The organism is Mesorhizobium sp. WSM4816 (assembly GCF_055811535.1).
Genome location: NZ_JBVVQR010000026.1, coordinates 22,972 through 46,460, shown reverse-complemented (window position 1 = coordinate 46,460; position 23,489 = coordinate 22,972). Strand labels below are relative to the sequence as shown.

23 protein-coding genes and 1 tRNA gene are annotated in these 23,489 nt (G+C 63.5%); 18 read left to right on the top strand and 6 right to left on the bottom strand.

Going from position 1 to position 23,489, the window contains the following annotated elements; translation table 11 throughout:
- Nucleotides 1-192 precede the first annotated feature (192 nt).
- The gene (locus AC0L3H_RS23430) at nt 193-390 is read right to left on the bottom strand and encodes a hypothetical protein (protein ID WP_023803672.1); all 198 of its coding nucleotides are present in this window, start codon (nt 388-390) and stop codon (nt 193-195) included.
- Nucleotides 391-472: 82 nt separating this feature from the next.
- A complete protein-coding gene (hrcA, locus tag AC0L3H_RS23425; protein WP_027155899.1) occupies nt 473-1,588 on the bottom strand; it encodes a heat-inducible transcriptional repressor HrcA in 1,116 nt (371 codons plus the stop codon).
- 135 nt (nt 1,589-1,723) lie between these two features.
- On the opposite strand from hrcA, the gene rph reads away from it, so the two are divergent.
- The 5 genes from rph to AC0L3H_RS23400 all read left to right on the top strand — a co-directional run bounded on the left by rph (nt 1,724) and on the right by AC0L3H_RS23400 (nt 6,281).
- Nucleotides 1,724-2,440 carry a ribonuclease PH gene (gene rph, locus AC0L3H_RS23420; protein ID WP_023803674.1) on the top strand — a complete coding sequence of 239 codons (717 nt, stop codon included), beginning with the start codon at nt 1,724-1,726 and terminating at the stop codon, nt 2,438-2,440.
- A gap of 7 nt (nt 2,441-2,447) precedes the next feature.
- Complete coding sequence (locus AC0L3H_RS23415; RefSeq protein WP_473587039.1) at nt 2,448-2,858, top strand: VOC family protein; 411 nt, start codon at nt 2,448-2,450, stop codon at nt 2,856-2,858.
- Nucleotides 2,858-3,520: an RdgB/HAM1 family non-canonical purine NTP pyrophosphatase gene (rdgB, locus tag AC0L3H_RS23410; protein WP_473587038.1), complete on the top strand. Its 663-nt coding sequence runs from the start codon at nt 2,858-2,860 to the stop codon at nt 3,518-3,520. The genes AC0L3H_RS23415 and rdgB overlap by 1 nt, the downstream gene beginning before the upstream one ends.
- A complete protein-coding gene (gene hemW / locus AC0L3H_RS23405; RefSeq protein WP_473587037.1) occupies nt 3,517-4,680 on the top strand; it encodes a radical SAM family heme chaperone HemW in 1,164 nt (387 codons plus the stop codon). Before rdgB ends, hemW begins: the two co-directional genes overlap by 4 nt.
- Before the next feature lie 194 nt (nt 4,681-4,874).
- The gene (locus tag AC0L3H_RS23400; protein ID WP_473587036.1) at nt 4,875-6,281 is read left to right on the top strand and encodes a caspase family protein; all 1,407 of its coding nucleotides are present in this window, start codon (nt 4,875-4,877) and stop codon (nt 6,279-6,281) included.
- A 113-nt stretch (nt 6,282-6,394) separates the two neighbouring features.
- Here AC0L3H_RS23400 and AC0L3H_RS23395 read toward each other — a convergent pair whose 3' ends face one another.
- Both AC0L3H_RS23395 and AC0L3H_RS23390 read right to left on the bottom strand, forming a co-directional pair.
- On the bottom strand, nt 6,395-7,300 hold the full coding sequence (locus AC0L3H_RS23395; protein WP_473587035.1) for an FHA domain-containing protein: 906 nt from the start codon (nt 7,298-7,300) through the stop codon (nt 6,395-6,397).
- A 408-nt stretch (nt 7,301-7,708) separates the two neighbouring features.
- A complete protein-coding gene (locus tag AC0L3H_RS23390; RefSeq protein ID WP_473587034.1) occupies nt 7,709-7,906 on the bottom strand; it encodes a hypothetical protein in 198 nt (65 codons plus the stop codon).
- A gap of 166 nt (nt 7,907-8,072) precedes the next feature.
- Between AC0L3H_RS23390 and rsmI the strand changes: the two genes are divergently transcribed.
- Both rsmI and AC0L3H_RS23380 read left to right on the top strand, forming a co-directional pair.
- A complete protein-coding gene (gene rsmI / locus AC0L3H_RS23385; protein WP_473587033.1) occupies nt 8,073-9,002 on the top strand; it encodes a 16S rRNA (cytidine(1402)-2'-O)-methyltransferase in 930 nt (309 codons plus the stop codon).
- On the top strand, nt 8,995-11,001 hold the full coding sequence (locus AC0L3H_RS23380; RefSeq protein WP_473587032.1) for a YraN family protein: 2,007 nt from the start codon (nt 8,995-8,997) through the stop codon (nt 10,999-11,001). The genes rsmI and AC0L3H_RS23380 overlap by 8 nt, the downstream gene beginning before the upstream one ends.
- 16 nt (nt 11,002-11,017) lie before the next feature.
- On the opposite strand, the gene AC0L3H_RS23375 is transcribed toward AC0L3H_RS23380, so the two are convergent.
- Together AC0L3H_RS23375 and AC0L3H_RS23370 are read right to left on the bottom strand one after the other, a co-directional pair.
- A complete protein-coding gene (locus tag AC0L3H_RS23375) occupies nt 11,018-11,344 on the bottom strand; it encodes a hypothetical protein (protein ID WP_473587031.1) in 327 nt (108 codons plus the stop codon).
- A gap of 279 nt (nt 11,345-11,623) precedes the next feature.
- A complete protein-coding gene (locus AC0L3H_RS23370) occupies nt 11,624-12,430 on the bottom strand; it encodes an undecaprenyl-diphosphate phosphatase (RefSeq protein ID WP_473587030.1) in 807 nt (268 codons plus the stop codon).
- A 181-nt stretch (nt 12,431-12,611) separates the two neighbouring features.
- Here AC0L3H_RS23370 and AC0L3H_RS23365 point away from each other — a divergent pair, with 181 nt between their 5' ends.
- The 11 genes from AC0L3H_RS23365 (at nt 12,612) to AC0L3H_RS23315 (ending at nt 23,381) form a co-directional block, all read left to right on the top strand.
- Nucleotides 12,612-13,304: a glutathione S-transferase family protein gene (locus AC0L3H_RS23365; RefSeq protein WP_128169289.1), complete on the top strand. Its 693-nt coding sequence runs from the start codon at nt 12,612-12,614 to the stop codon at nt 13,302-13,304.
- Nucleotides 13,285-14,445: a tRNA epoxyqueuosine(34) reductase QueG gene (queG, locus tag AC0L3H_RS23360; protein WP_473587029.1), complete on the top strand. Its 1,161-nt coding sequence runs from the start codon at nt 13,285-13,287 to the stop codon at nt 14,443-14,445. Before AC0L3H_RS23365 ends, queG begins: the two co-directional genes overlap by 20 nt.
- Nucleotides 14,442-15,344, top strand: a complete 903-nt coding sequence (locus AC0L3H_RS23355; protein ID WP_473587028.1) for an SDR family oxidoreductase — start codon at nt 14,442-14,444, stop codon at nt 15,342-15,344. The genes queG and AC0L3H_RS23355 overlap by 4 nt, the downstream gene beginning before the upstream one ends.
- Nucleotides 15,345-15,482: 138 nt before the next feature.
- Nucleotides 15,483-16,592 carry a penicillin-insensitive murein endopeptidase gene (gene mepA / locus AC0L3H_RS23350; RefSeq protein ID WP_473587027.1) on the top strand — a complete coding sequence of 370 codons (1,110 nt, stop codon included), beginning with the start codon at nt 15,483-15,485 and terminating at the stop codon, nt 16,590-16,592.
- Between the two features lie 333 nt (nt 16,593-16,925).
- Nucleotides 16,926-17,945: a glucokinase gene (locus tag AC0L3H_RS23345; protein WP_473587026.1), complete on the top strand. Its 1,020-nt coding sequence runs from the start codon at nt 16,926-16,928 to the stop codon at nt 17,943-17,945.
- A 114-nt stretch (nt 17,946-18,059) separates the two neighbouring features.
- A complete protein-coding gene (locus tag AC0L3H_RS23340; RefSeq protein WP_473587025.1) occupies nt 18,060-19,913 on the top strand; it encodes an ABC transporter ATP-binding protein in 1,854 nt (617 codons plus the stop codon).
- Nucleotides 19,910-20,752 carry a 4-hydroxy-tetrahydrodipicolinate reductase gene (gene dapB, locus AC0L3H_RS23335; protein ID WP_473587024.1) on the top strand — a complete coding sequence of 281 codons (843 nt, stop codon included), beginning with the start codon at nt 19,910-19,912 and terminating at the stop codon, nt 20,750-20,752. Before AC0L3H_RS23340 ends, dapB begins: the two co-directional genes overlap by 4 nt.
- Before the next feature lie 33 nt (nt 20,753-20,785).
- Entirely contained in the window at nt 20,786-21,406 is a 621-nt protein-coding gene (locus AC0L3H_RS23330) for a 2,3-bisphosphoglycerate-dependent phosphoglycerate mutase (protein ID WP_236393119.1), read from the top strand.
- A 68-nt stretch (nt 21,407-21,474) separates the two neighbouring features.
- Nucleotides 21,475-21,559 (top strand) — tRNA-Leu (locus AC0L3H_RS23325).
- Between the two features lie 95 nt (nt 21,560-21,654).
- Nucleotides 21,655-22,155: a DUF6538 domain-containing protein gene (locus AC0L3H_RS23320; RefSeq protein WP_473587023.1), complete on the top strand. Its 501-nt coding sequence runs from the start codon at nt 21,655-21,657 to the stop codon at nt 22,153-22,155.
- Nucleotides 22,156-22,163: 8 nt separating this feature from the next.
- Nucleotides 22,164-23,381: a tyrosine-type recombinase/integrase gene (locus tag AC0L3H_RS23315; RefSeq protein ID WP_473587022.1), complete on the top strand. Its 1,218-nt coding sequence runs from the start codon at nt 22,164-22,166 to the stop codon at nt 23,379-23,381.
- Nucleotides 23,382-23,489 lie beyond the last annotated feature (108 nt).

Sequence of the window (23,489 nt, the reverse complement as noted above, 5' to 3'; positions counted from 1 at the left end):
TCGCATGCTGAACACATCCTCCCCCGCAGGTGACGCGCCAGATGCAACCGGCGCCGTCCTCCGCGATAGCCAGCGCCGTCCTCCGGGCATCGCAACACTTGCCAGTCGGCCCCAGACCGCGTCGCCGGAGACGGCGAAGCCGGTCATGAGATCCTCATGTTCGCCGGTCGGCCGTCCTTGCACCTTTCGGGCTCAGTTCCCGGCGGCATAGAAATCGTCGTCGAGGCGCTTTTCCAGCGCGACGAGATCGGCCGGCAGCGGCAGGCCCATGGCGCGCATCTCCCCCAGCTTTTCGCGCAACTGCTCCTGCACTTCATGCTGATCCTCGGGCTGGTTGATCATCTGCTCGAGCAACAGGCTGATCTGAGCCTTGAATGATTCCAGCGCCATTTTTTTCTCCTTGAGGTTCCCTAAAGCGTGTCGCGTTGGAAGGGATCCCTGCGACACGCTTCGGTTTTTTGGACGACCTGCATTATCGCAGCATGCGGGAAATAAGCTGCGCGGTATAGTCGACCATCGGCACGATGCGTGCGTAGTTCAGCCGGGTCGGGCCGATGACGCCGAGCGCGCCGATGACGCGGGCGTCCTTGTCGCGATAGGGCGCCACGACCAGCGACGAGCCCGACAGCGAAAACAGCTTGTTCTCCGAGCCGATGAAGATGCGCACGCCGGAGCCTTCCTCGGCGAGGTCGAGAAGCTGGATCAGCCCGTCCTGCGTCTCCAGATCCTCGAACAAATGCCGCAGCAGCTCGATGTCGGCCTGGGCGGTGACATTTTCCAGCAGATTGGCGCGACCGCGCACGATGAGACGCGCCGGCAAGCCGCTCTCGGCGCCTGCCCAGACAGCAAGGCCCTTCTCGACCAAATCCTGCGACAGCGTGTCGAGGGCGGCCCTGGTTTCTTCCTTGATGCGGGCGATCTCGACCCGCGCCTCGGCCAGCGTGCGACCGCGGATATGGGCGTTGAGGAAATTCGAGGCTTCGTGCAGTTGCGAGACGGTGATGCCGGCAGGCAGGTCGACGACGCGGTTTTCGACGTCGCCGTTCTGCGACACCAGCACGGCCAGCGCCTTGTTCGGCTCGAGCTGGATGAATTCGATATGTTTGAGCGCCACCTCGTTCTTGGCGGCAAGCACGAGGCCGGCGCCGCGCGACATGCCGGACAGCATCTGGCTGGCCTCGGTGAGCATGTGCTCCAGCGTCGCACCAGAGCCGGAGGCGCGTACCTGCGCCTCGATGGTGCGGCGCTCCTCGTCGGAGAGATCGCCAAGCTCCATGAAGGCATCGACGAAGAAGCGCAGGCCGGCCTGGGTCGGCAATCGGCCGGCCGAGATATGCGGCGCGTAGATCAGGCCGAGATGCTCGAGATCGCTCATCACATTGCGGATGGTGGCCGGCGACAGCGAAGACGGCAGGATACGCGACAGGCTGCGCGAGCCGACCGGCTCGCCGTCCTTCAGATAGGAATCGACAATGCGCCGAAAGATGTCGCGCGAGCGCATGTCGAGCGATTGAAGGGCGGGCGATTGAAGCGCGGGGGATTGGAGCGCTGCCGCCGACTGGGAACCGGGATCGACTGCCTTGGTCATTCGAGCCAAATACCTCCGGCCCAAGGATATAGACATCGGCTGCGCCCGCGCAACTGGTCCATTTTCCTTTGCGCCTCTCGTCGCGTGCGGCTACAAGCCGGCCACGACTCCTAAAACGACAAGAAAGAAGCCTGAATGCGCCCTTCCAAACGCCAATTCGACGAAATGCGCGCCATCTCCTTTGAGCGCGGCGTCTCCAAGCACGCGGAAGGCTCGTGCCTGGTGAAGTTCGGCGACACCCACGTGCTTTGCACCGCCAGCCTCGAAGAAAAGGTGCCGGGCTGGATGCGCAATTCCGGCAAGGGCTGGGTGACGGCGGAATACGGCATGCTGCCGCGCTCGACCGGCGAGCGCATGCGCCGCGAGGCTTCGGCTGGCAAGCAAGGCGGCCGCACGCTGGAAATCCAGAGGCTGATCGGCCGTTCGCTGCGCGCAGTGGTCGATCTGCAGGCGCTGGGCGAGCAGCAGATCACCGTCGACTGCGACGTGATCCAGGCCGATGGCGGCACGCGCACCGCCTCGATCACCGGCGGCTGGGTGGCGCTTTACGACTGCCTGCGCTGGATGGAAGCCCGGCAGATGGCCAGCGTCGCCAAGGTGCTGAAGGACCATGTCGCGGCTATCTCCTGCGGCATCCACGACGGCCAGCCGGTTATCGACCTCGACTATCTCGAGGATTCATCGGCCGGCACCGACGCCAATTTCGTCATGACCGGCAAAGGCGGCATCGTCGAGATACAAGGCACGGCCGAGGGCGAGCCTTTCTCGGAAGAGCAATTTGCGGCGCTGATGGAATTGGCCAAGAAAGGTATTGCGCGACTGGTCAGCCTGCAGCAGATGGCTGTAGCTTAACCCTGTCATGACTCCTTCCGCCATCCTCGAATCAGCGCTCTACGTCACCGACCTCGATGCCGCGGAAAAATTCTACACCGATCTGCTCGGGCTCGATCTGCTGGGCAAGGTCGACGGCAGGCATCTTTTCTTCCGTTGCGGGGACGGCGTGCTGCTCATCTTCAACGCCGACGCGACCAGGGTGCCGCCGGCGCCCGATGCCAAGCTGAAAGTGCCGCCGCACGGCACGGTCGGCGACGGCCATCTCTGCTTTGCGGCGAGCGCGGACGAGATCGTGCGCTGGAGAGCGCATCTTGAGCGGAAGAAAATCGCCATCGAAAGCGAGTTCGAATGGCCGCAAGGTGGCCGCTCGATCTATATTCGCGACCCTTCCGGCAATTCGATCGAATTCGCCGAGCCAAGAATCTGGGGCATGTGATGCATTCGCTTGATGGACATGAGATCGTCGTGGCCAGCCACAATGCAGGCAAATTGCGCGAATTCGCCGATCTGATGGCGCCGTTTGGCATAGAAGCGAAGTCGGCCAAGGACTATGGCCTGCCGGAGCCGGACGAGACCGGCTCCACTTTCGAGGAGAACGCCTATATCAAGGCTTTTGCCGCCGCCAAGGCGACAGGCCTGCCGGCATTGTCGGATGATTCCGGCCTGTGTGTCGATGCGCTGGGCGGAGCGCCCGGCGTCTACACCGCCAACTGGGCCGAGGCGCCGGACGGGTCCCGCGACTTCGGCATTGCGATGCAGCGAGCCGAAGTGGCGTTGCAGGAAGTCGGCGCGGTTGATCCAGCGCAGCGCAAGGGTCGCTTCGTCGCCGTCATCTGCCTGGCGTTTCCCGACGGCGCGGCCGAATATTTCCGAGGCGAGGTCGAGGGCACGCTGATATGGCCGCCGCGCGGCGAACTCGGCTTCGGCTACGACCCGGTATTCGTGCCGGACGGTTTCGAGACGACCTTCGGCGAGATGACCGCAGAGGAGAAACATGGCTGGAAGCCCGGCCAGCCGACGGCATTGTCGCATCGCGCGCGTGCCTTCCAGAAATTCGCGCTGGCCAGACTGGATTTGGCGCGATCGGCGGTGAAATGACCATGCTGCTCGACCGCAGCCCCGGTTTCGGCGTCTACGTTCACTGGCCGTTCTGCGCTGCCAAGTGCCCCTATTGCGACTTCAACAGCCATGTCCGCCACCAGCCGGTCGACCAGGAGCGTTTTGCGCGCGCCTTCGAGATCGAGCTTGCGACGATGCGCAACCGCACCGGACCGCGCGAGGTGACCAGCATTTTTCTCGGCGGCGGCACGCCATCGCTGATGAAGCCGCAAACCGTGGCGACGGTGCTGGACGCGGTGGCGAAGAACTGGACAGTGCCTGCCGGCATCGAGGTGACGCTGGAAGCCAACCCGTCTTCGGTCGAGGCCGAGCGCTTTCGCGGCTACCGGGCGGCAGGCGTCAACCGGGTGTCGCTCGGCGTGCAGGCGCTGAACGACAAGGATTTGCGCTTTCTCGGCCGGCTGCACAATGTCGATGAAGCGCTGCATGCGATTGGCCTGGCGCGTGAGATTTTCCCGCGGCTGTCGTTCGACCTGATCTACGCACGGCCCGGCCAGACGCCGGAAGCGTGGCAGGCGGAACTCGAACAGGCGATCGGCCATGCCGCCGACCATTTGTCGCTCTACCAGTTGACCATCGAGGAAGGCACGCCGTTCCACGCGCTGCATGCGGCCAGGAAATTCGCTATTCCCGACAATGACCATGCCGCCGATCTCTATGCGCTGACGCAGGAGATCACCGCCGCGCATGGGCTGCCGGCCTATGAGATTTCGAACCACGCCAGATCAGGCGCCGAAAGCCGGCACAATCTCACCTATTGGCGCTATGGCGAATATGTCGGCGTCGGTCCCGGCGCGCATGGCCGCTTCGTCGAAAACGGCCGTCGCGTGGTGACGATCGCCGAACGAATGCCGGAAACCTGGGCCAATCTGGTCGAGGCCAAGGGCCATGGCGTCACCGGCGGCGAGATCCTGACGCGCTCGGAAGAGGCCGACGAGTTCCTGTTGATGGGGCTGAGGCTGGCCGAGGGCATCGACCTATCGCGCTACGAAGCGTATTCCGGCCGTGGCCTGTCGACGGCGCGGCTGTCGATGCTGCAGGGCGAGGGGCTGGTGGCGCCGATCGGCAATGCACGCCTGCGCGCCACGCCGGCCGGCATGATCGTGCTAGACGCTGTGGTGGCGGATCTGGCGCGGTAAAGCTTGGGCCAGGAGCTGGCCTGTCCCAGACAATTGTCGGCTCACGCAAGGATGCTGGAAATTCGGCTTGCTTGGCCGAATGGCCATCCCACTGCCATCCGCAGCCGATAATTACTTGCAAGCGTGGGCCTGACTGGTCAAGCTTCGGTCGGGCGCCGCTAATATATGCGGCTGAAGCAGAGCACGGGGCTAAAATGCGCCTCTTCAACATCGCGCTTGCTGTCATTGCTCTGATCGGCGGGCTGGAGGTGGCGTGGGCTGAAAAACGTGTTGCGCTGGTGATCGGCAATTCGAGCTATCAACGGGTCGCTAGACTTCCCAATCCGAACAATGACGCTGCTGACATGGCGGCCTTGCTCTCAAAGGTAGGGTTCAAAGTATCTCGCAAGATGGACTTGGACCATACCGCATTCAGGAAAGCTCTGCAGGAGTTCGGTCGCGAGGCGGAAGGTGCTGATTTCGCAATAATCTTCTTCGCGGGACATGGGGTTGAGGTTGAGAATAGAAATTTTCTCGTTCCTACAGATGTCAGCCTGAGCGCTGATTCCGACGTGGAGTTTGAGGCAATCCCGCTGGATCTGGTGATGAACGCGTTGTCCCGTGTCTCCGGCGTGCGGGTGGTTCTACTTGATGCTTGCCGGGACAACCCTTTTATCGCGGCCATGCGACGATCAAACGCAACGCGTTCCATCGGCAGAGGCCTGGCTGCTATTGAGCCGGCAGCCGGAACCTTGGTCGGGTACGCTGCGAAGGAAGGTACAACCGCTTTCGATGGAGCGGGACGGAACAGTCCCTACACTGCAGGGCTGTTGGCGCATCTGGGTGAACCCGGGGTAGACATCCAATTCGTGTTCCGCAAGGTTCGCGACACTGTTCTGGCCGCGACAGGCGGCAAGCAGGAACCATTCACGTATGGATCGCTGCCTGGCAGGGAGATTTTCATTGCCCCTCGTCGTGGCGCAACGGCAGTCTCGCCAGCCAACAACAACAGCCGAGATGCGAGCCTGACGGAAATCGAGTTGTGGACCTCAATCCGCGGCTCCAAAAGCAGCGGAGCGCTAAAGGATTATCTTCGACTGTACCCGGACGGCCTGTTTGTGCCTCTCGCCAGACTCCAGATTCAACAGTTGGAGAATGCAGATCATCAATCGGACGCCAACCAGGAAGATGCCCCGAACGAACTGGCGAAGCGGATACAGCGCGAGCTTGGCCGCGTTGGGTGTAATCCGGGAAACCCAGACGGCATCTGGGGTGGAAGAACCCGGGAGGCGTTGCGCCGTTTCGCTCGCCACTCCGGCGCTGAGATCGACATCGCGAAACCGACAGAAATTGCTTTGAAGAAACTGGAAGGAAGCACAGCGCGCGTGTGTCCGGTGGTTGCCCGGCCGAAGTCGATAGAAAAACCCCGCAATGCGAATAACCCGAACACCCGGCCACGACCGACAACGGAACAGAAGCGTACCGCCGCTGCTCCGAGCGCGAGCCGGCCAGCTCGCGTTTGCAGGGCAGAAACCCACGATGAGTGCAGGGTCAGAGCGCGGGCCGCCGGGGCTCGGCGGGGCAGCGGCTTCTGCCGCGATCGACTTACAATCTGCGAGTGACGTGCCTCGGCAGAGGCTGCCGATCTGGCGTCCCTCAGCGGCCACGAGCCCTGTTGAAGCCGGCGAGAACCGGCGGCAAGCGGCAGCAGAAAGCTATGCTCCTGCTGGCGCGCCTATTCTAGGCTGAATACCTCGATCATCTCGGCGCGCCCTTTGACCTCGTGATAGCCGCAGGACTTGAAATATTGTCTACCTTCAGGCCAGTGCTCGACGAACTGGGCGCTGACCAATAGCGGCTTGTCCAGTTTTCGCGTCAATCCCTCAATACGAAAGGCCAAATTCACGGCATCGCCCAGCGCGGTGTTGATGCCTTTGCCCATAGCGCCGATAGCAACTTCACCCACATGAAGGCCAATGCGGCAGTCGAGTACGATGTCTTGTTGTTCCCTGACCAGTACTCGGGTTGGCGACGTAGCCGCGTCTTCCGCAGCGCGGAGCGCCTGGGCAGCCTGAACCGCAGCGACACAGACATCCGCTGCCGTCTCGTGCCAATAAGCAAATACACAATCACCGATGAATTTGTCGATCGAGGCACCGTAGTGCTTCAAGATCATATTGCAGTCCATATACCACTCGGCCAGGAGGGCCGCCACCTGTTCCGGGGACAGCCTGGCGCTAATTCCGGTAAACTCCTTCAAATCAGCAACGAACAGCGTGGCCGGCCGGCTCTTGGGGGCTGCCGGGTTGCCCCATTGAGTTTTTGTGTTCGCCACTTGCGAATCTGGAACGGGGGCAGTCGTGCCCTGGTCGAAAAGAAAAATCGATCTGCCGAACTGGACGCGATCGCCGGTGTGCAGCACACGCGCGGTTGTGAGCGCCACGTCATTCACATAACTGCCATTGGCACTGCCGACATCAACAACCCAGTAGTTCGCGCCGTCGCGCCGGATCGTTGCATGCTGGCGCGAAACTTCCCCGTCTTCCAAGCGTATGGTGGAATGTTCGCCACGACCAATCAGGTTGAAATCTCCCAGCCTGTAGGCCTCTCTGCTGCCCAGTGCGGTTAAAGTCGCCGACATGATCCTCTCCCGTACGCTCAAGCGCGCGCACGCAGGTTCAATATTAGCACGTTACGAACAGAGGCTGGCGACATTCCAGAGGACGATGAGTTCGTGGAGCCAGCGTCTGCTGGAAGCGCGCGTCTCGAACTATCCGGGCTGAATGATGTGGCCGAGCGTTTCCCCCACGCTTTAGAGAGAAGTGTCTCGGCCAATCGCGAAGGTCGCGGTAGTCAGGCATCGTGCTTGGGGCGGCGCCTGGCGTGGTCTTTCTCGGCGTCCGCCTCACCGTCGCGAGCCGGCTTGGCCTCGCCCTTGTCGCGGCGTGCACGGTATCGATCGCTTGTCGGATGTGGGGGCGCTCCATTGCGGGAGCTTTTGGTTTCAAGGCGGGTGATGAAAATGTCGAAGCGATTGGGCATCGTCTGGTCAGTGCTCCATCGTGCTGCCGGTGCCGGTCGAGGGCTCGATCTCGAGCTTGGTTGCCTTTGACGGCCGACGCTTTCGCGGCTTTTTAGCCGAGCCGCCGCCGGCTTTGGCAGGCAGGCCCTTGCCCTTTCGCACGGCAAAGCGCTTGCGGCCTGCATAGTAGGGTTCGAAAACGTCTTGTATCTTGAGGCTGTCCATCCTGCTCCTCCCGAGATCAGGCATAAATCCGCCGGGCACGGTTTCGTTCCGCAGTGTGGCAAAGGCATGACAGCCGCGTCACTCCGGCATGGGTTTTGCAACCCGGCGTGAGCCGTGCCAAACAGGGCCGAATGCATTCAAGGTCAGAGCCTGACGGGGGACACCGGTGACCGGCGAGTCGGCAAAACGCAACTACGTGATCGGCCAGACCGAGATACCGGCCCGGCCGCTCGAGCCGGCGCTCTACCTGGTGGCGACGCCGATCGGCAATCTCGCCGACATCACATTACGCGCGCTTGAAACGCTCGCCGCCGCCGACATCGTCGCCTGCGAGGACACGCGTGTCAGTCGCGTGCTGCTCGACCGCTACGGCATCCGCCGCCGCACCACTGCGTATCATGAGCACAATGCCGGCGAGGCCGGCCCAAAGCTGATCGCAGCCTTGCTGGCAGGGCAGAGCGTGGCGCTGATCTCGGACGCCGGCACACCGCTGATCTCCGATCCGGGCTACCGACTGGTCGGCGAAGCGCTCGACCAGGGCATTCGCGTCGTGCCGATCCCCGGCCCGTCGGCGCCGCTCGCGGCGCTGACGGCCTCCGGCCTGCCCTCCGACGCCTTCCTGTTCGCCGGCTTCCTGCCAGTGAAGACCGGCCAGCGGCTGACCCGGCTGGAAGCGCTTAAAACCGTGCCGGCGACGCTGATCTTCTTCGAATCGCCGCGCCGGCTGGCCGAGACGCTCGGTGCCATGGGCGAGGCGCTGGGCGGCGCCCGCAAGGCCGCGATCGGCCGCGAGCTGACCAAGACCTTCGAGGAGATACGGACCGGCACTTTGCAGTCGCTCGCCGATCATTACGCGGCGGCCGACACGCCGAAGGGCGAGATCGTCATCTGCGTCGGCCCGTCGGACGCAACGGCCGACGAGCCGGCGGACATCGACCGGCTTCTGCTTTCGCTTGCCGCCGAGATGCCGGCCTCCAAGGCGGCGGCGGAAGCCGCCAAGATGACCGGCGGCCAGAAGCAGGCGCTTTACCGGCGGCTGCTCGAACTCAAGGACACCGGCAAAGACGGCGACACCGGGAAAGACGGCGATGGCTGAACGCCCGGTCGCCAGCCGCCAGCGCGCCTATCGGCGCGGCCACCGCAGCGAGTGGCTGGCTGCGGCGGCGTTGATGGTGAAGGGCTATCGGATCCTGGCCCGCCGCCACCGCACGCGGTTCGGCGAGATCGACCTGATCGCGCGGCGCGGCAACCTGGTGCTGATCGTCGAGGTGAATCTTTCCCAGTGCATCAGCGAAATCAGGAAAGCCATCGGCGACGAGAAGCAGAGCCTGCTCAAGACAGTCGCGCGACGGGGATATCGCTTTGTCCCCGAAAGCCAAGCGCCCGGCATACCTCACGATCGCTACCCGCAGGTTCACGGCACTGCCTCTCCTGGCCAGCACGAGACCAAAAGCCGGCGAAGCCTGATATTTGTAAGCGCTGTACTGGCAATCATTGCCGCAGTCGCGGCGTTCGTCTGGATGCCTACATTTGATACGGGAGTGCCGACCTCGCTCTCGATCGCGGTTCTGCCGTTCGCAAATCTCAGCGAAGCCGAGGAGCAGGCCTATCTTGCCAACGGTTTCGCGGACGATCTGACGACAGAGCTGGCGCGCGTTCCCGGCCTGTTCGTCGTCTCGCACAATGCCGCGCGTGCATATCGCAACAGCGGTCTGCCGCCGGCGAAGATCGCGAAAGAGCTCGGCGTCCGCTACCTGCTGGAGGGCTCGGTTCGACGTCTCGGCGATGAAGTGCGCATCAATGCGCACTTGGTCGATGCCTCGACGGTTGGCCAGATCTGGGCCGAGCGGTTCGAAGGTCCATTCAGCGATGTGTTCAAGCTCCAGGACAAGGTGACCGGTCAGATTGTCGCCGCGCTGCAGCTAAAGCTCGTCCCGGGAAAAGCAAACCTGGCCGTGTCCGGCGATACTGACGATCCGGAAGCTTACCAGGCTTTTCGGCGCGCTATCGAGGCGCGACGAACGGATACGCCATCAGGCACCGTGGACGCATCTCGCTACCTGCGCCAGGCCCTGGCGCTGGATGCCGATTTCGGCGCGGCGGCCGCGGAATTGGCATGGCTCCACTGGGATGCCGACGACGCGAGGAGACAGGCCCTAGGGCTTGGTTGGACCGAGATCGACGACGAGCTCTACGGCAATCTGGCCATCGCTGCCGGAAATCCGTCGCCCGGTTACTATCAGCTGATTTCCGAGCTTCTGGTCCGGGAGCATAGGTCCGACGAGGCGGTGGCTGCCCTGCAAAAGGCGATAGCGCTCGACCCGAGCGATTCCTGGACCTACGAAGGGCTGAGCCAGGCCCTCATCTTCAACGGCAGGCCGGCTGAGGGGCGAACCTTTCTCGAGGCGGCCCTACGCGTCGATCCCGGGTGGACGGAGTGGCGACACTATCAGGCTGGCTTGGCGGCGTTCGGCCAGGGCCGCTACGAGGAGGCGGTCGCGCAGCTTGAGCAGGTCGATGTTCGGTCGCCCAATCCCTGGACGAAGTTCTACGGCCTGCATGTTCTTGTCGCAGCGCTTGCGCATCTCGATCGCCTGCCGGAAGCGGCCTCAGCCCTGGAGCAGCTCCGAAGCGTGCTGTCGGAAAGGCAGGAGGGTCAGCCGAACCTGCTGATCGCGCAGCAGTTCTTCGTCTACAAGCGACAGGAAGATATCGTTCGCCTGCTCGATGGCTTGAGGAAGGCAGGGGTTTCTGAGCTTCCTGCCGGAATGGAACCCGAATCCGCTGAACGGATGAATGGCGTCGACATCGGCAATCTCATGATCGGACACGAGCTGACGGGACGCCAGGTTCTGCCCGATGTCTTGGCTTACCATGCTGTGATTGCGGCAGACGGCAGCGTGACCCGAACAGTTGGTGAGGAGGTCGTGACCGGTCGAATGTGGGTGCAGGGCGATAGCCTGTGCACCGCTTATCCGCGTAAACTGACGGGCTGTGGCGCCGTCTTCCGCAACCTGAGCGTCACGCCCGGAGCCCCGAACGAATACATACTTATGTCTCGCGTCAAGCGTTACGAATTCTCGGTCGCGAAGTAGCAGCACTTCGCTGCGTTTACAGAGGCCATGAGAGATTGAGGTTCATTTCGCTCATGCCTTCGGTGGCGTACGGGCCACAACGCTTCAATGCGTCCGCGAAATCCCTGGCCAAGCCCTTGTACGTCTCGGTCTGCGGCGCAACGTCGATGATCTGGATGGCACTGACTTGACCCTCGCGGGTGAAACTGACGCGGACATCTGCACTGAAGCTGATCCCGCGCATCGCCGTCTGCGTAGGCCAACAGCTTGCTGCCCGTTCGAGAATGTGGCGGCTCAGACCATCACCAGCGGACGCGGTGGTCGCGGCGCCGATCACGAGAACTCCCAAGATGCGGTTGATCATCCTTTATCTCCTCAGTTCGACGCCCGAACCGTGTGGGAACGTCGTGGGAGAGAGGACGCGAGGGCTCGTTCGAAGTCATGATATCGGCGTGAAAAAGTTCTGAAGAGTGGTGAACACAGTCGATTCGGCCATCAGATGCATTCAAGCGGGTGAGAACGACCCCGCGATGACGGCTTGGGTTGGAGGGGCGGGTCTACGCTGGTCGTCCCCCACCATCAGCCGACATTGGTAGGCCAAACGAACAAATAGAGCCCTTGGCGACAAAATAAGCGTGCCGCCTCATCCCCGGACGAACAGCGCCGCCAGGCCGACGGTGCCGATAACCAGCCGCCACCAGCCGAACAGCGAATAGCCGTGGCGCGAGACGTAGTTGAGCAGGAAGCGCACGACGATAAGCGCCGCGACGAAGGCGGCGATGAAACCGGCGGCGATGATGGGCAGATCGGCGCTGGTCAGCACATTGCGGTTCTTGAACAGGTCGAAGGCGAAGGCGCCGACCATCGTCGGCATGGCGAGAAAGAAGGAGAATTCCGCAGCCGCGCGTTTGTCGACGCCCAGAAGCAGCGCGCCGACGATCGTCGAACCGGAACGCGACGTGCCGGGGATCAGCGAAAGGCACTGGAACAGTCCGATCTGCAGATAGAGCCGGAGCGGAAACCGCTCGACGTTGTGATAGAGCGGCTTCGGCTTGAAGCGATCCACCCACAGCAGGACCAGGCCGCCGATGATCAGCATGACGCAGATCAGCCTCGGCGATTCAAACAGCACCGTCTTGATGAAGCCATGCGCCAGCGCGCCGATGACGGCCGCCGGCAGAAAGGCGACGAGGATGCCGAGAACGAAATGCCGCGTCACCCGATCACGCGGCAGGTCGACCAGCATCTGCCACAGGCGATGGAAATAGACGCTGAGGATCGCCAGTATGGCGCCGAGCTGGATCAGGATCTCGAAGGCCTTGCCGGTCGAATGGAAGCCGAGAAAATGACCGGCAAGCAGGATATGGCCGGTCGACGAGACCGGAATGAACTCGGTCATGCCCTCGATCATGCCGAGCAGCAGCGCTTCGACAATGGTCTGGCTTTCCATGGAAACCTCGGCGTTCGAGTGAGAGCTTGGAAGAACGGCTTGCTTGTCATGGCGCGGAACTCCTCCTATAGGTCGCAGCACCCTGACGGCCCTTTGAATCGGGGCGGCCCCCTGAATCGGGGCGGCCAAGACTTACCGGCGCAGCCGGCGATTTGCCAGTGCGCTCTATTATCGCGGGACCATGCTGACGCTTTTCCACCACCCGATGTTCGCCACCTGCCGCTTCGTTCGCCTCGCTTTCGGCGAGTATGGCGAGGAACTGGCGCTGATCGAGGAAAAGCCGTGGATGCGGCGCAAGGAGTTCCTGGCGCTGAACCCGGCCGGCACGCTGCCGATCCTGCTTGCCGAGGGCGACGTGCCGATCGTCGGCGCCATGGTCATCGGCGAATATCTCGACGAGACGCGTGGCGTGCTCAAGCGCGACAAGCGGCTGTTCGCCGAGGACCCGATGGAGCGCGCCGAAATCCGCCGGCTGACCGACTGGTATCTCAGCAAGGCCGATAGCGAGGTGACGCGGCACCTGGTGCGCGAGCGCGTGCTGAAGCCGATCATGCCGGAAACGGCGGGCGGCGGCTCGCCCGATTCGGCGGCGATCCGCGCCGCGCGCGCCAACATCCGCCAGCACATGAAATACACCAACTGGCTGGCCGGCACCCGCCATTGGCTGGCCGGCAGCAAGGTCACCTATGCCGACCTCGCGGCTGCGGCTGCGCTGTCCGTGCTCGACTATCTCGGCGAGATCGACTGGCGCGAACACGCTGCCGCGCGCGAATGGTATGCACGGGTGAAATCACGGCCATCGTTCCGGCCGCTTTTGTCCGACCGGGTGCGCGGCCTGTCGCCGGTGTCACATTATGCGGACCTCGATTTCTAGAGCGCAAAACTTGCGCGCGCTGATCGACCGCGAGGCGCGGCGCGCCGGTTTCGATGCCGTTGCCGTCACCACGCCCGATGCCATCCCGCAGGCGCCGGCCCGGCTTGCCGCATTCGTCGCCGACGGCTTCCACGGCTCGATGGGTTGGATCGCCGAGACGCTCGAACGCCGTGCCGAGCCGATGGCGCTTTGGCCCGAGGTTCGCTCGATCATCGTGCTGGCCATGAACTACGGGCCGGACCACGACCCGCGCGCGGTGCTGGGCAAGCGCCAGCGCGGCGCGATCTCCGTCTATGCGCAGAACCGCGATTATCACGATGTGATGAAGGGCCGGCTGAAAGAGATCGCCGGCAAGATCGTGGCTCACTCTGGGAGCGACGTAAAAGTGTTCGTCGACACCGCCCCGGTGATGGAAAAGCCGCTGGCAGAAGCCGCCGGCCTCGGCTGGCAGGGCAAGCACACCAATCTGGTCAGCCGCGAGCACGGCTCCTGGCTGTTCCTCGGCACCATCTTCACGACGGCCGAGCTTGCAGCCGATACGCCCGAAGACGACCATTGCGGCTCCTGCCGCGCCTGTCTCGACGTCTGCCCGACCGACGCCTTTCCGGCTCCCTACCGGCTCGATGCGCGCCGCTGCATCTCCTACCTCACCATCGAGAACAAGGGGCCGATCCCGCTCGAGTTCCGTGAAAAAATCGGCAACCGCATCTATGGCTGCGACGATTGCCTGGCCGCCTGCCCATGGAACAAGTTTGCCCGGGCAGCGTCCGAGGCAAAGCTCGTCGCCCGCGCGGACTTGCGCGAGCCGCCGCTCGCCGATCTGTTGGCGCTCGACGACGCTTCCTTCCGGTCGTTCTTTAGCGGTTCGCCGGTCAAGCGCATCGGTCGCGACCGCTTTGTCCGCAATGTGCTGATCGCCGCCGGCAATTCCGGCGAACCCTCGCTCGGCAACGCCGTGCGTGCGCTGCTCGGTGACACCTCGCCGCTGGTGCGCGGCGCAGCGGTTTGGGCGCTGTCACGGCTTGTGCCGACTTCGGATTTCGCCAAATCGGCCACTGCTGCGGTGAAGGCCGAAGGCGACGAGGCCGTGCGACGCGAATGGCGCCTGGCGCTGGCAAACCAGATCGAGGCGCATGCATGAGCGAGAAGCAGATCCTCATTTTCGGCGCCGGCTATTCGGGCAAGGCATTTGCCCGCGCCAGCAAGGATGCCGGCACGATCCTTGGCACGACACGCGCAGCGGAGAAATTCGAAGCGCTGCGGCAAGCCGGAATCCAGCCGCTGCTTTTCGATGGCGCGCTGACGCTTGAAATCAGCGACGCGCTCGAGAAAACAACCCACCTCGTCGTCTCGGTGGCGCCGGAAGAGGCCGGCGACCCGGTGCTGAATGCGGCGCGCCAGGCAATCGCGAAGATGCCGGCGCTCGAATGCATCGCCTATCTCTCCACCGTCGGCGTCTACGGCGACCATGGCGGCGGCTGGGTCGACGAGACCTCCGAATGCAGGCCGCTGTCGAAGCGCTCGATGCTGCGTGTCGCCGCCGAGCAGGACTGGCTAAAGCTGGGTCGAGACATCGCCCGGCCGGTGGCGATCCTGCGGCTTTCCGGCATCTACGGGCCGGGCCGCAATGCCCTGGTCAATCTGGAAAACGGCACCGCGCGGCGGCTGGTCAAGCCCGGCCAGGTGTTCAACCGCATCCATTGCGACGACATTGCGGGGGCGCTTTGGCATCTGCTCAAGCACACCAGCGGCGGCATCTTCAACGTCACCGACGACCTGCCGGCGCCGCCGCAGGACGTCGTCACCTATGCCGCAGGGCTGATGGGCGTCACACCGCCGCCAGAAATTCCGTTCGAGACCGCCCAACTTTCGCCCATGGCGCGGTCCTTCTATGGCGAGAACAAGCGTGTCGCCAACACGGCGATCAAGGCGGCCGGCTATCGCTTCCGCTTTCCCGACTACCGGTCGGCCTTCGACCATATGTGGGTTTTGGGCAACTGGCGAGACGGCGAGGCGCGCAGCCCGATGAAGCGGTCGTGATCGAAATCGCGCGCCGGGCGTGCTATGATTCAACCCAATTTGCAGAGGGGTTCTGCTTTCATGACGATGTTGAAGCGACCATTGCCCGGCAAATCGCTGCTGCTAAAGCGCGTCGCAACGCGCTTTAGATCTCTGTTTATGCATGTCGTTGTCCCAAAACCGCTGCGCACTTTTGGGCGACATGCATTAGCAGCACTCGCCGTCCTCGCCTTGGCGGGGCTTGCAGCGCGACCTGCGACGGCCGAAGAGCTGGCGAAAAACCTGTTCGGCGCCAAAAAGCTGCCGGCCGTGGCTGCGCCGCAGTCGATCGGTTTTTATTCCAAGGGCTGCTTTGCCGGCGGCGTCGCCATGCCCCTGAACGGCCCGAAATGGGAGGTGATGCGGCCTTCGCGCAACCGCCGCTGGGGCCATCCGACGATGATCGCGCTGATCGAGAAACTGTCGCGCGACGCCGCGGCCGATGGCTGGCCCGGCCTTTTGGTCGGCGACATTTCGCAGCCGCGAGGCGGCCCGATGCTGACCGGCCATGCCTCGCACCAGATCGGCCTCGACGCCGACATCTGGCTGACGCCAATGCCCGACCGCAAGCTTTCGCTCGAGCAGCGCGAAAACATGAGCGCCACCTTGCTTGTCGACGAAAAGACCCATTTGGTGAAAGATGCGCTCTGGGCACCGGAGCATACGCGGCTGCTGAAGCGCGCGGCAAGTTATGCGGAAGTCGAGCGAATCCTGGTCAATCCCGGCATCAAGAAGAAGCTCTGCGACACGGTGAAAGGCGACCGTGGATGGCTGCGCAAGGTCAGGCCGTTCTGGGGCCACGACTATCACTTCCACATCCGCATCGGCTGCCAGCCCGGCTCGCCCAAATGCAAGGCGCAGGAAAACACCGCGCCAGGCGACGGCTGCGACCAGTCGCTGGCATGGTGGTTCACCGAGGAGCCGTGGCGCCCCAACAAGAACCCGGACAGGCCGAAAGCGCGCGACCTGATGACGATGGCGAGCCTGCCCGCAGCATGCCAGGCCGTGCTCGACGGGCCAAATCCGGCTTCGGCGGAGGCGGTCACCTATTATGGCGACTATTATGGCGAGGACGGCGTGCCGGTCGCGGCTGCACCAGTTCTCACCAAGGCTCCGTCGCCGGCGCGGGCATCGGCAAGCGGCGCGGCAGCCCTCCCGGCCACGGCCAACGCCTACGCCGAAACGCCCGAGATCGGCATTCCGCTGCCGCGACCCCGGCCGGGGTACTGAGGCCAGCTAATGTTGGAGACAACCAACTGTTGCGGTCGGCGCCGCCCCTCATTGCCCTGCCGGGCATTTCTCCCCGTATAGTGACGGGGAGAAAGGGCTGGCCGCTGCCTTGGCGCCGTTCTTGCAGCGTTGGAGATTGGCGAAACCATCGATGAGAGCGTCCCTCTTCCCGTCACTATACGGGGAGAGGATGCCGGCAGGCAGGTGAGGGGCGGCGCCCGCTGAATGAGGTTGCTCCGGAACTGACCCTGAAGCGACTTTCCCTTTCCCGGGTCATGCGCTAGTCAACAAAAGAACGGCGGAACGCCACTGGGAACCGGGACGGACGAGAGCATGCCAGGCGACGACGACACAGTGCTGCAGTTTCCGGTCCTGATCGGCGACATCGGCGGCACCAATGCGCGCTTTTCGATGGTGCTCGACGCGGATTCGGAACCAACCGAACCGCAGATCGTCCAGACCGCCAATTTCAACACCATCGACTCAGCGATCCAGGCGGCGGTGCTCGACCGCTCGTCGGTGCGGCCCAACTCCGCCGTGCTGGCGGTGGCCGGCCCGGTCGACAGCGACGAGATCCCGCTCACCAACTGCCCGTGGATCGTCAAGCCGAAAAAAATGTTTGCCAGCCTCGGCCTCGGCGACGTCGTGGTGCTCAATGATTTCGAGGCGCAAGCGCTGGCCGTCGTGGCACTCGGCGAAGAGCATATGGAAAAGATCGGCGGCGATGCGCCGGAGCCCAATGCCGGGCGCGTGGTGCTTGGCCCCGGAACCGGGCTTGGCGTCGCCGGCCTGGTGCACGCGCTGAACCACTGGATACCGGTGCCCGGCGAGGGCGGTCACATGGATCTCGGGCCGCGTTCGCCGCGCGATTTCCAGGTGTTTGCGCATATCGAGAAGCTCGAGGGCAGAATCTCCGGCGAACAGATCCTGTCCGGGCGCGGCTTGGTCAATGCCTACCGGGCGGTGGCCAAGGCGGACGGCAAGCCGGCGCCGTTGACCACGCCGGCCGAGGTCACCGCCGCGGCGCTGGCGAAGTCGGATCCGGTGGCCGAGGAAGCGCTGTCGCTGTTCGTCACCTGCCTGGGGCGCACCGCCGGCGACCTTGCGCTGGTGTTCATGAGCCGCGGCGGCGTCTTCCTGACCGGCGGCATCGCGCAGAAAATCCTGCCGGCGCTGAAAACTGGCAATTTCCGCGCCGCCTTCGAGGACAAGGCGCCGCACAGCGAGCTGATGCGCACCATGCCGGTCTATGTGATCACCCATCCGCTGGCAGCGCTTTCCGGCCTTGCCGCCTATGCCAGAAACCCATCGCTGTTCGGCGTCCAGACGGCGGGGCGACGCTGGCGGGCGTGACCCCACAGAGTTTTTGCCGGCCTCGGCCATAGGCAAGCCGGCACCGGGGCGCTAAGAGGATTGCCGAATTAACCCGGCCGCGGAGCCGGACCGACATCACGGAACGATCCCGACTTGAACCAAGCCCCAAACCACCAAGCCAAAGCCCGGCCCGGCGAGGTCGTGGCGGTGATCCGCCGCATCCTCGCCGAGAACGGCCGCGACTATCGCTGGTATTATGTTCTGGCCGTTCTGTGCCTGGTGATGGTTGCGGCCACGACCGCCTTCACCGCCTGGATCATGAAGGATGTCGTCGACCAGATATTCTACCAGCAGCGCGGCGATCTGATCGCGCTGATCTGCCTGTTGATCCTGGGCGCCTTCATGCTGCGCGGGCTGGCCACCTACGGCCAGGCGGTGACGCTGGCCAGGATCGGCAACAATCTGGTGGCGCGCTACCAGCGCCGCATCTTCGCCCATCTGATGAAGCTCGGCATCAATTTCTTCAACGACACGCGCTCGGGACGGCTGGCCGCCCAGATCAACGAGAACGTCAACGGCATCCGCGACCTGCTGTCGATGACGCTGACGTCGTTGGCACGCGACGCCGTATCGCTGATCGCGCTGATCGGCGTCATGATCTGGCAGGATCCGATGCTGTCGCTGATGTCGCTGCTGATCGGGCCGCCGCTGATCTACACCGTCGTCTACCTGACCCGCAGGATAAGGCGCGCCACTCGCGAAGCCGTGCAGATAAACGCGCGGCTGATCGGCGCCATGCAGGAAGCGACGCAAGGCATCGCCATCGTCAAGGCGTTCACGCTGGAGGACGAGCTGTCGCGCCGCATCAGCGATCTTGTCGCCAGCGCCGAGCAGCGGGCAAACCGCATCGCCCGCGTCTCGGAACGGTTATCGCCGATCTCCGACATGCTGGCCGGTTTCGCCGTCGCCGGCGTCATCGCCTATTCCGGCTACCGGGCAGCCGTCGGCGGCCAGCCGCCCGGTGCTGTCTTTTCCTTCATCACCGCACTGCTGCTTGCCTACGACCCGGCCCGGCGGCTGGCGCGCATGCAGGTCGGCATGGAACGGGCGCTGGTCAATGCGCGCATGATCTACGAGTTGCTCGACCTCGAGCCGCAGCAGGGCGACGCGCCCGGCGCGGCCGAAGTGAAGATCACCCGGGGCGAGGTGCGCTTCAACAATGTGTCGTTCGGCTATGTCGCCGACGCCCCGGTGCTGCAGGATCTCAGCTTCGTTGCCGCCGCCGGCAAGATGACGGCCATCGTCGGCGCCTCGGGCGCCGGCAAATCGACGCTGGTGGCGCTGCTGCAGCGTTTTTACGATGTCGAGGCGGGCAGCATCGAGGTCGACGGCCAGGACATTTTAGAAGTGACCAAGCAGTCGCTGCGCCGCTGCATCGCCTATGTCTCGCAGCAGCCCTATCTGTTCGAAGGCAGCATTCGCGACAACATTCGCTACGGGCGGCTGAGCGCCAGCGACGCCGAGATCGAACTGGCCGCGCAACAGGCCGAGGCCGATGGCTTCATCCGCCAGCAGCCGCAGGGCTATGACACCCCTGTCGGCGAAGGCGGCCTGACGCTGTCGGGCGGCCAGCGCCAGCGCCTGTCGATCGCTCGCGCCATCGTGCGGCAGGCGCCGATCCTGCTGCTCGACGAGGCGACCTCGGCGCTCGACAACGAAGCGGAAGCGCGCGTCCAGCAGGCGCTGACCCAGATCATGGCGGGGCGCACGACCATCGTCATTGCGCACCGGCTGTCTACCGTGGTCAATGCCGACCATATCATCGTGCTGGAACGGGGCCGGCTGGTCGAGCAAGGCACGCATGCCTCGCTGATGGCCGACCCGCACAGCGTCTATGCCCGGTTCCACCGGGTGCAGGGCAACAAGGGGTTGGGGCTTGTCGACGACGGCAAGCCAATCCAAACTCTGCTGCGGCGCGCGAAAAAAGCGATCGGGAGAAATTTATGAGCGGTACGGCCACAAACGACCCGCCCGTCAGTGAAATGGACCTGGTGGTGGTCGGCGCGGCCGGTCGCATGGGCCAGGCGCTGATCCGCGCCATCCACACCATTCCGGGCGCCCGCGTCGCCGGCGCGATCGAGCGGGCCGGCTCGCCGCATCTCGGCAAGGATGCCGGCGAACTGGCCGGCATCGGCACTATCGGCGTGGTGATCGGCGACGATCCGCTGCCGGCTTTCGCCAGGGCCGACGGCGTCCTCGATTTCACCAGCCCGGCGGCGACCGTCGAATTCGCCGGCTATGCGGCGCAGGCGCGCGTCGCCCATGTCATCGGCACCACCGGCTGCTCGGCGGACGACAATGCAAAGATAGCGGCGGCGGCGCGCCACGCGACGATCGTCAAGTCAGGCAATATGAGCCTCGGCGTCAATCTGCTGGCGGTGCTGGTGGAGCAGGCGGCGCGCGCGCTCGATGCCGACGATTTCGACATCGAGATCCTGGAAATGCACCACCGGCACAAGGTCGACGCGCCGTCGGGCACGGCACTGCTGCTCGGTGAAGCCGCCGCCGCCGGGCGCGGCATCGATCTTGACGGGAACAGCGTGCGGTCGCGCGACGGCCATACCGGCGTGCGCAAGACCGGCTCGATCGGCTTCGCCACGCTGCGCGGCGGCTCGGTGGTCGGTGACCACAGTGTCGTGCTGGCCGGCACCGGCGAGCGCATCACGCTTGCCCATCACGCCGAGGACCGGGCGATCTTCGCCCGCGGCGCGGTCAAGGCCGCACTGTGGGCGCGCGGCAGGAAGCCGGGTCTGTATTCGATGCGCGACGTGCTCGGACTCGCCTGAGACGATCTCATCCACCAAACCTAAGGAGCAAAAATGTCGGGAACTCTCGTGCTCGTGCGCCATGGCCAGAGCGAATGGAACCTGAAGAACCTTTTCACCGGCTGGCGCGACGTCGACCTGACCGAATTGGGCCACGCCGAGGCCAGGGAGGCGGGCGCCAAGCTGAAGGCGCGCGGCATGAAATTCGACATCGCCTTCACCTCGTCGCTGATCCGGGCGCAGAAGACCTGCCAGCACATTCTCGACGCCGTCGGCCAGAGCGATCTCGAGACTATTCGCGACCAGGCGCTGAACGAGCGCGACTATGGCGATCTCTCCGGCCTCAACAAGGACGACGCGCGCCAGAAATGGGGCGAGGAGCAGGTGCATGTCTGGCGCCGCTCCTACGACGTGCCGCCGCCCGGCGGCGAAAGCCTGAAGGACACCGGCGCGCGCGTCTGGCCCTATTATCTGCACGACCTGCAGCCGCATGTGCTGCGCGGCGGCACAGTCCTGGTCGCGGCGCATGGCAATTCGCTGCGCGCGCTGATCATGGCGCTGGACGGCAAGTCGGGCGAGGAGATCGTCAGGCTGGAGCTCGGCACCGGCGTGCCGGTCATCTACAGGCTCAACGCCGATTCGACGGTGGCATCCAAGGAAGTGCTGGCCGGCTGAGCCGGCGGGGCAGCTTTCAAAAAAGCGCGTTGACACTCACCGTTTGCCCGCCTAAAGAGCCCGCACCAGCCCAGATGGCGGAATTGGTAGACGCGCACGGTTCAGGTCCGTGTTCCGCAAGGAGTGGAGGTTCGAGTCCTCTTCTGGGCACCATCAACCCCTAAAGGGTTGATTCCGTTTTTCTTTTTGAACCTGCTCTAAAATTTGGCCCAGTTGCGACAGGGATTGTAGCAGTTGGGTTAGATCGCATGGCGAAAACGCCTGAGCGAATTATGCTTCGGGCCGGCGTGTATTATTGCCGGCTTTGGGTTCCCGCCGACGTAGCGCACGCGTTTGGAAAAACGTCGGTTGTTAGCTCGTTGCGTACCAGAGATCCAAAAATCGCCAGGTCCAGGCTGGCTCGTAAGACACTCGAACTGGAGGAGAAGTTCGAGCGACTTCGGCAGCAGAATCCTTCAGCGAATCCCGCCCTTCCGTCGTGTCCCGGCCGTGCAGAGCTCATGGAGCGAGCAAGGGAGCACGCGAACGAGGTTGCCGATCAGGTGATCATCGACCAAGTCACGCTCTTTGAACTCGCGACCCGTGACCCCGGTCGCCTGCGGAGTGGCGAACTGACTCCACTGCCATCGCCTGCCGACAATGCGGATGACTTTACGCATTACGATCGACTGGTTGCGGAAGGCGACCTTGAGGCGGTCATCGCTTCCTGCAGAGATTCCGGCTGCGCAAACGCATCAATGACCTGGTGAGAATGCGCGTGACCGGCAACCTTGCCGAGTTCATACCCCTCGCATCGACGCTGTATCCGCAGTTGGCCAGCGGGCCGAGAATCGTCTTTGCGCGGCTCCTTCTGGCGGAAGAGCTTCGAATCCTTCAGGCAGCGGAGGAGGATATCGCCTTCCATGAGTTTCCGCGCCTCGCGGTCGAACACGCTGGCGCCGGACGCTCTACCAACGAGCCGCATTTGTTCGGTCAGAGCGGTGTCCTTGCGCCCCAAATCTCGCTCGACGAGCTCTTCCAGCGCTGGGAGCAGGAAGGCGATCCCAGTGCAAGCACGCTTTCCACCTGGCGCGGCGTAGTCAAGAACCTGAAGGCGCACCTCGGGCGGAAGGCGGCCGACATCCGCTCCATCGACAGCGACGACATCGTCGCTTGGAAGGACAAGCTCGTAAAATCCGGAAAATCCGCCAAGACGATCGGCAACGGGTACCTGGCTTGCGCTCGCGTGCTGTTCCGCTTCGCCGTAGCCAACAAGCTGGCGGAAAACGATCCAGCAGAGGGCGTCAAGGTCGCACGCAAGGCCAAGGCGGGCAAAAAGATGCTCGGCTATGACAATGCAGAGGTCGCGCGCATCTTGGAACTGGCCTCGGCGGCAACGGAGCCGTGGAAGCGTTGGTTGCCTTGGCTTGCGGTTTCGACCGGCTCCCGCATTGGTGAGGTCGCGCAGCTGCACGGAAGTCATGTTCTCGAACTCGAAGGCATCTATGTCGTGAAGATCGCGCCTGCCATCGACGGCGGAAGCATCAAGAACGTGGAGAGCGAACGCTACGTCCCCACTCACTCGAAGCTGATCGCCGACGGCTTCCTGGATTTCGTGAAGTCACGCGGTGACGGTCCCCTGTTCTACAACCGGACATCCGGAGACCCTAAGCGCAAGCACGCATCCAAGGGTTTGTCAAACCGGCTTGCGGCTTGGATCCGCGAGAACGGTTTCACCGATCCGCGGAAGGCTCCTAATCATGCCCTCCGTCATTGGTTCAAATCTGAAGCGGCGAGAATCGGGATTCCAGATAGCGTCGCGGATGCAATCCAGGGACATAGCGACGGTCGGGCCGCGAGTGGCTACAGGCATATATCGCTTCAAAGTATGGCTTCGGCAATCGAGTCTATGAGGCTTCCGCCCAGCCGAGCGCTGTCTAGTCAGCAAGGCTTCGATCTAGCGAAACCAAATGACGTATTGGAAATAGTCACTTGAAAATAGCATACAACCGTTGTACACCACATTCTATTCTTGCGCATTCACGGCATACGTTTATTCCGTGAAGTATGTTTGTTATGTCATCAATTCTAATGGTTGAAGTTC

Bases quoted from the DNA above. Each gene is read 5' to 3' on its own strand.
- AC0L3H_RS23370 (WP_473587030.1), bottom strand. From the start codon at position 12,430: ATGGAAAGCCAGACCATTGTCGAAGCGCTGCTGCTCGGCATGATCGAG.
- AC0L3H_RS23390 (WP_473587034.1), bottom strand. From the start codon at position 7,906: ATGGACAGCCTCAAGATACAAGACGTTTTCGAACCCTACTATGCAGGC.
- AC0L3H_RS23375 (WP_473587031.1), bottom strand. From the start codon at position 11,344: ATGATCAACCGCATCTTGGGAGTTCTCGTGATCGGCGCCGCGACCACC.
- AC0L3H_RS23400 (WP_473587036.1), top strand. From the start codon at position 4,875: ATGCGCCTCTTCAACATCGCGCTTGCTGTCATTGCTCTGATCGGCGGG.
- hrcA (WP_027155899.1), bottom strand. From the start codon at position 1,588: ATGACCAAGGCAGTCGATCCCGGTTCCCAGTCGGCGGCAGCGCTCCAA.
- AC0L3H_RS23415 (WP_473587039.1), top strand. From the start codon at position 2,448: ATGACTCCTTCCGCCATCCTCGAATCAGCGCTCTACGTCACCGACCTC.
- dapB (WP_473587024.1), top strand. From the start codon at position 19,910: ATGAGCGGTACGGCCACAAACGACCCGCCCGTCAGTGAAATGGACCTG.
- AC0L3H_RS23345 (WP_473587026.1), top strand. From the start codon at position 16,926: ATGCCAGGCGACGACGACACAGTGCTGCAGTTTCCGGTCCTGATCGGC.
- mepA (WP_473587027.1), top strand. From the start codon at position 15,483: ATGCATGTCGTTGTCCCAAAACCGCTGCGCACTTTTGGGCGACATGCA.
- queG (WP_473587029.1), top strand. From the start codon at position 13,285: ATGCGGACCTCGATTTCTAGAGCGCAAAACTTGCGCGCGCTGATCGAC.
- AC0L3H_RS23380 (WP_473587032.1), top strand. From the start codon at position 8,995: ATGGCTGAACGCCCGGTCGCCAGCCGCCAGCGCGCCTATCGGCGCGGC.
- rph (WP_023803674.1), top strand. From the start codon at position 1,724: ATGCGCCCTTCCAAACGCCAATTCGACGAAATGCGCGCCATCTCCTTT.
- AC0L3H_RS23430 (WP_023803672.1), bottom strand. From the start codon at position 390: ATGGCGCTGGAATCATTCAAGGCTCAGATCAGCCTGTTGCTCGAGCAG.
- hemW (WP_473587037.1), top strand. From the start codon at position 3,517: ATGACCATGCTGCTCGACCGCAGCCCCGGTTTCGGCGTCTACGTTCAC.
- AC0L3H_RS23365 (WP_128169289.1), top strand. From the start codon at position 12,612: ATGCTGACGCTTTTCCACCACCCGATGTTCGCCACCTGCCGCTTCGTT.
- AC0L3H_RS23330 (WP_236393119.1), top strand. From the start codon at position 20,786: ATGTCGGGAACTCTCGTGCTCGTGCGCCATGGCCAGAGCGAATGGAAC.
- AC0L3H_RS23355 (WP_473587028.1), top strand. From the start codon at position 14,442: ATGAGCGAGAAGCAGATCCTCATTTTCGGCGCCGGCTATTCGGGCAAG.
- AC0L3H_RS23320 (WP_473587023.1), top strand. From the start codon at position 21,655: ATGGCGAAAACGCCTGAGCGAATTATGCTTCGGGCCGGCGTGTATTAT.
- AC0L3H_RS23395 (WP_473587035.1), bottom strand. From the start codon at position 7,300: ATGTCGGCGACTTTAACCGCACTGGGCAGCAGAGAGGCCTACAGGCTG.
- rdgB (WP_473587038.1), top strand. From the start codon at position 2,858: ATGCATTCGCTTGATGGACATGAGATCGTCGTGGCCAGCCACAATGCA.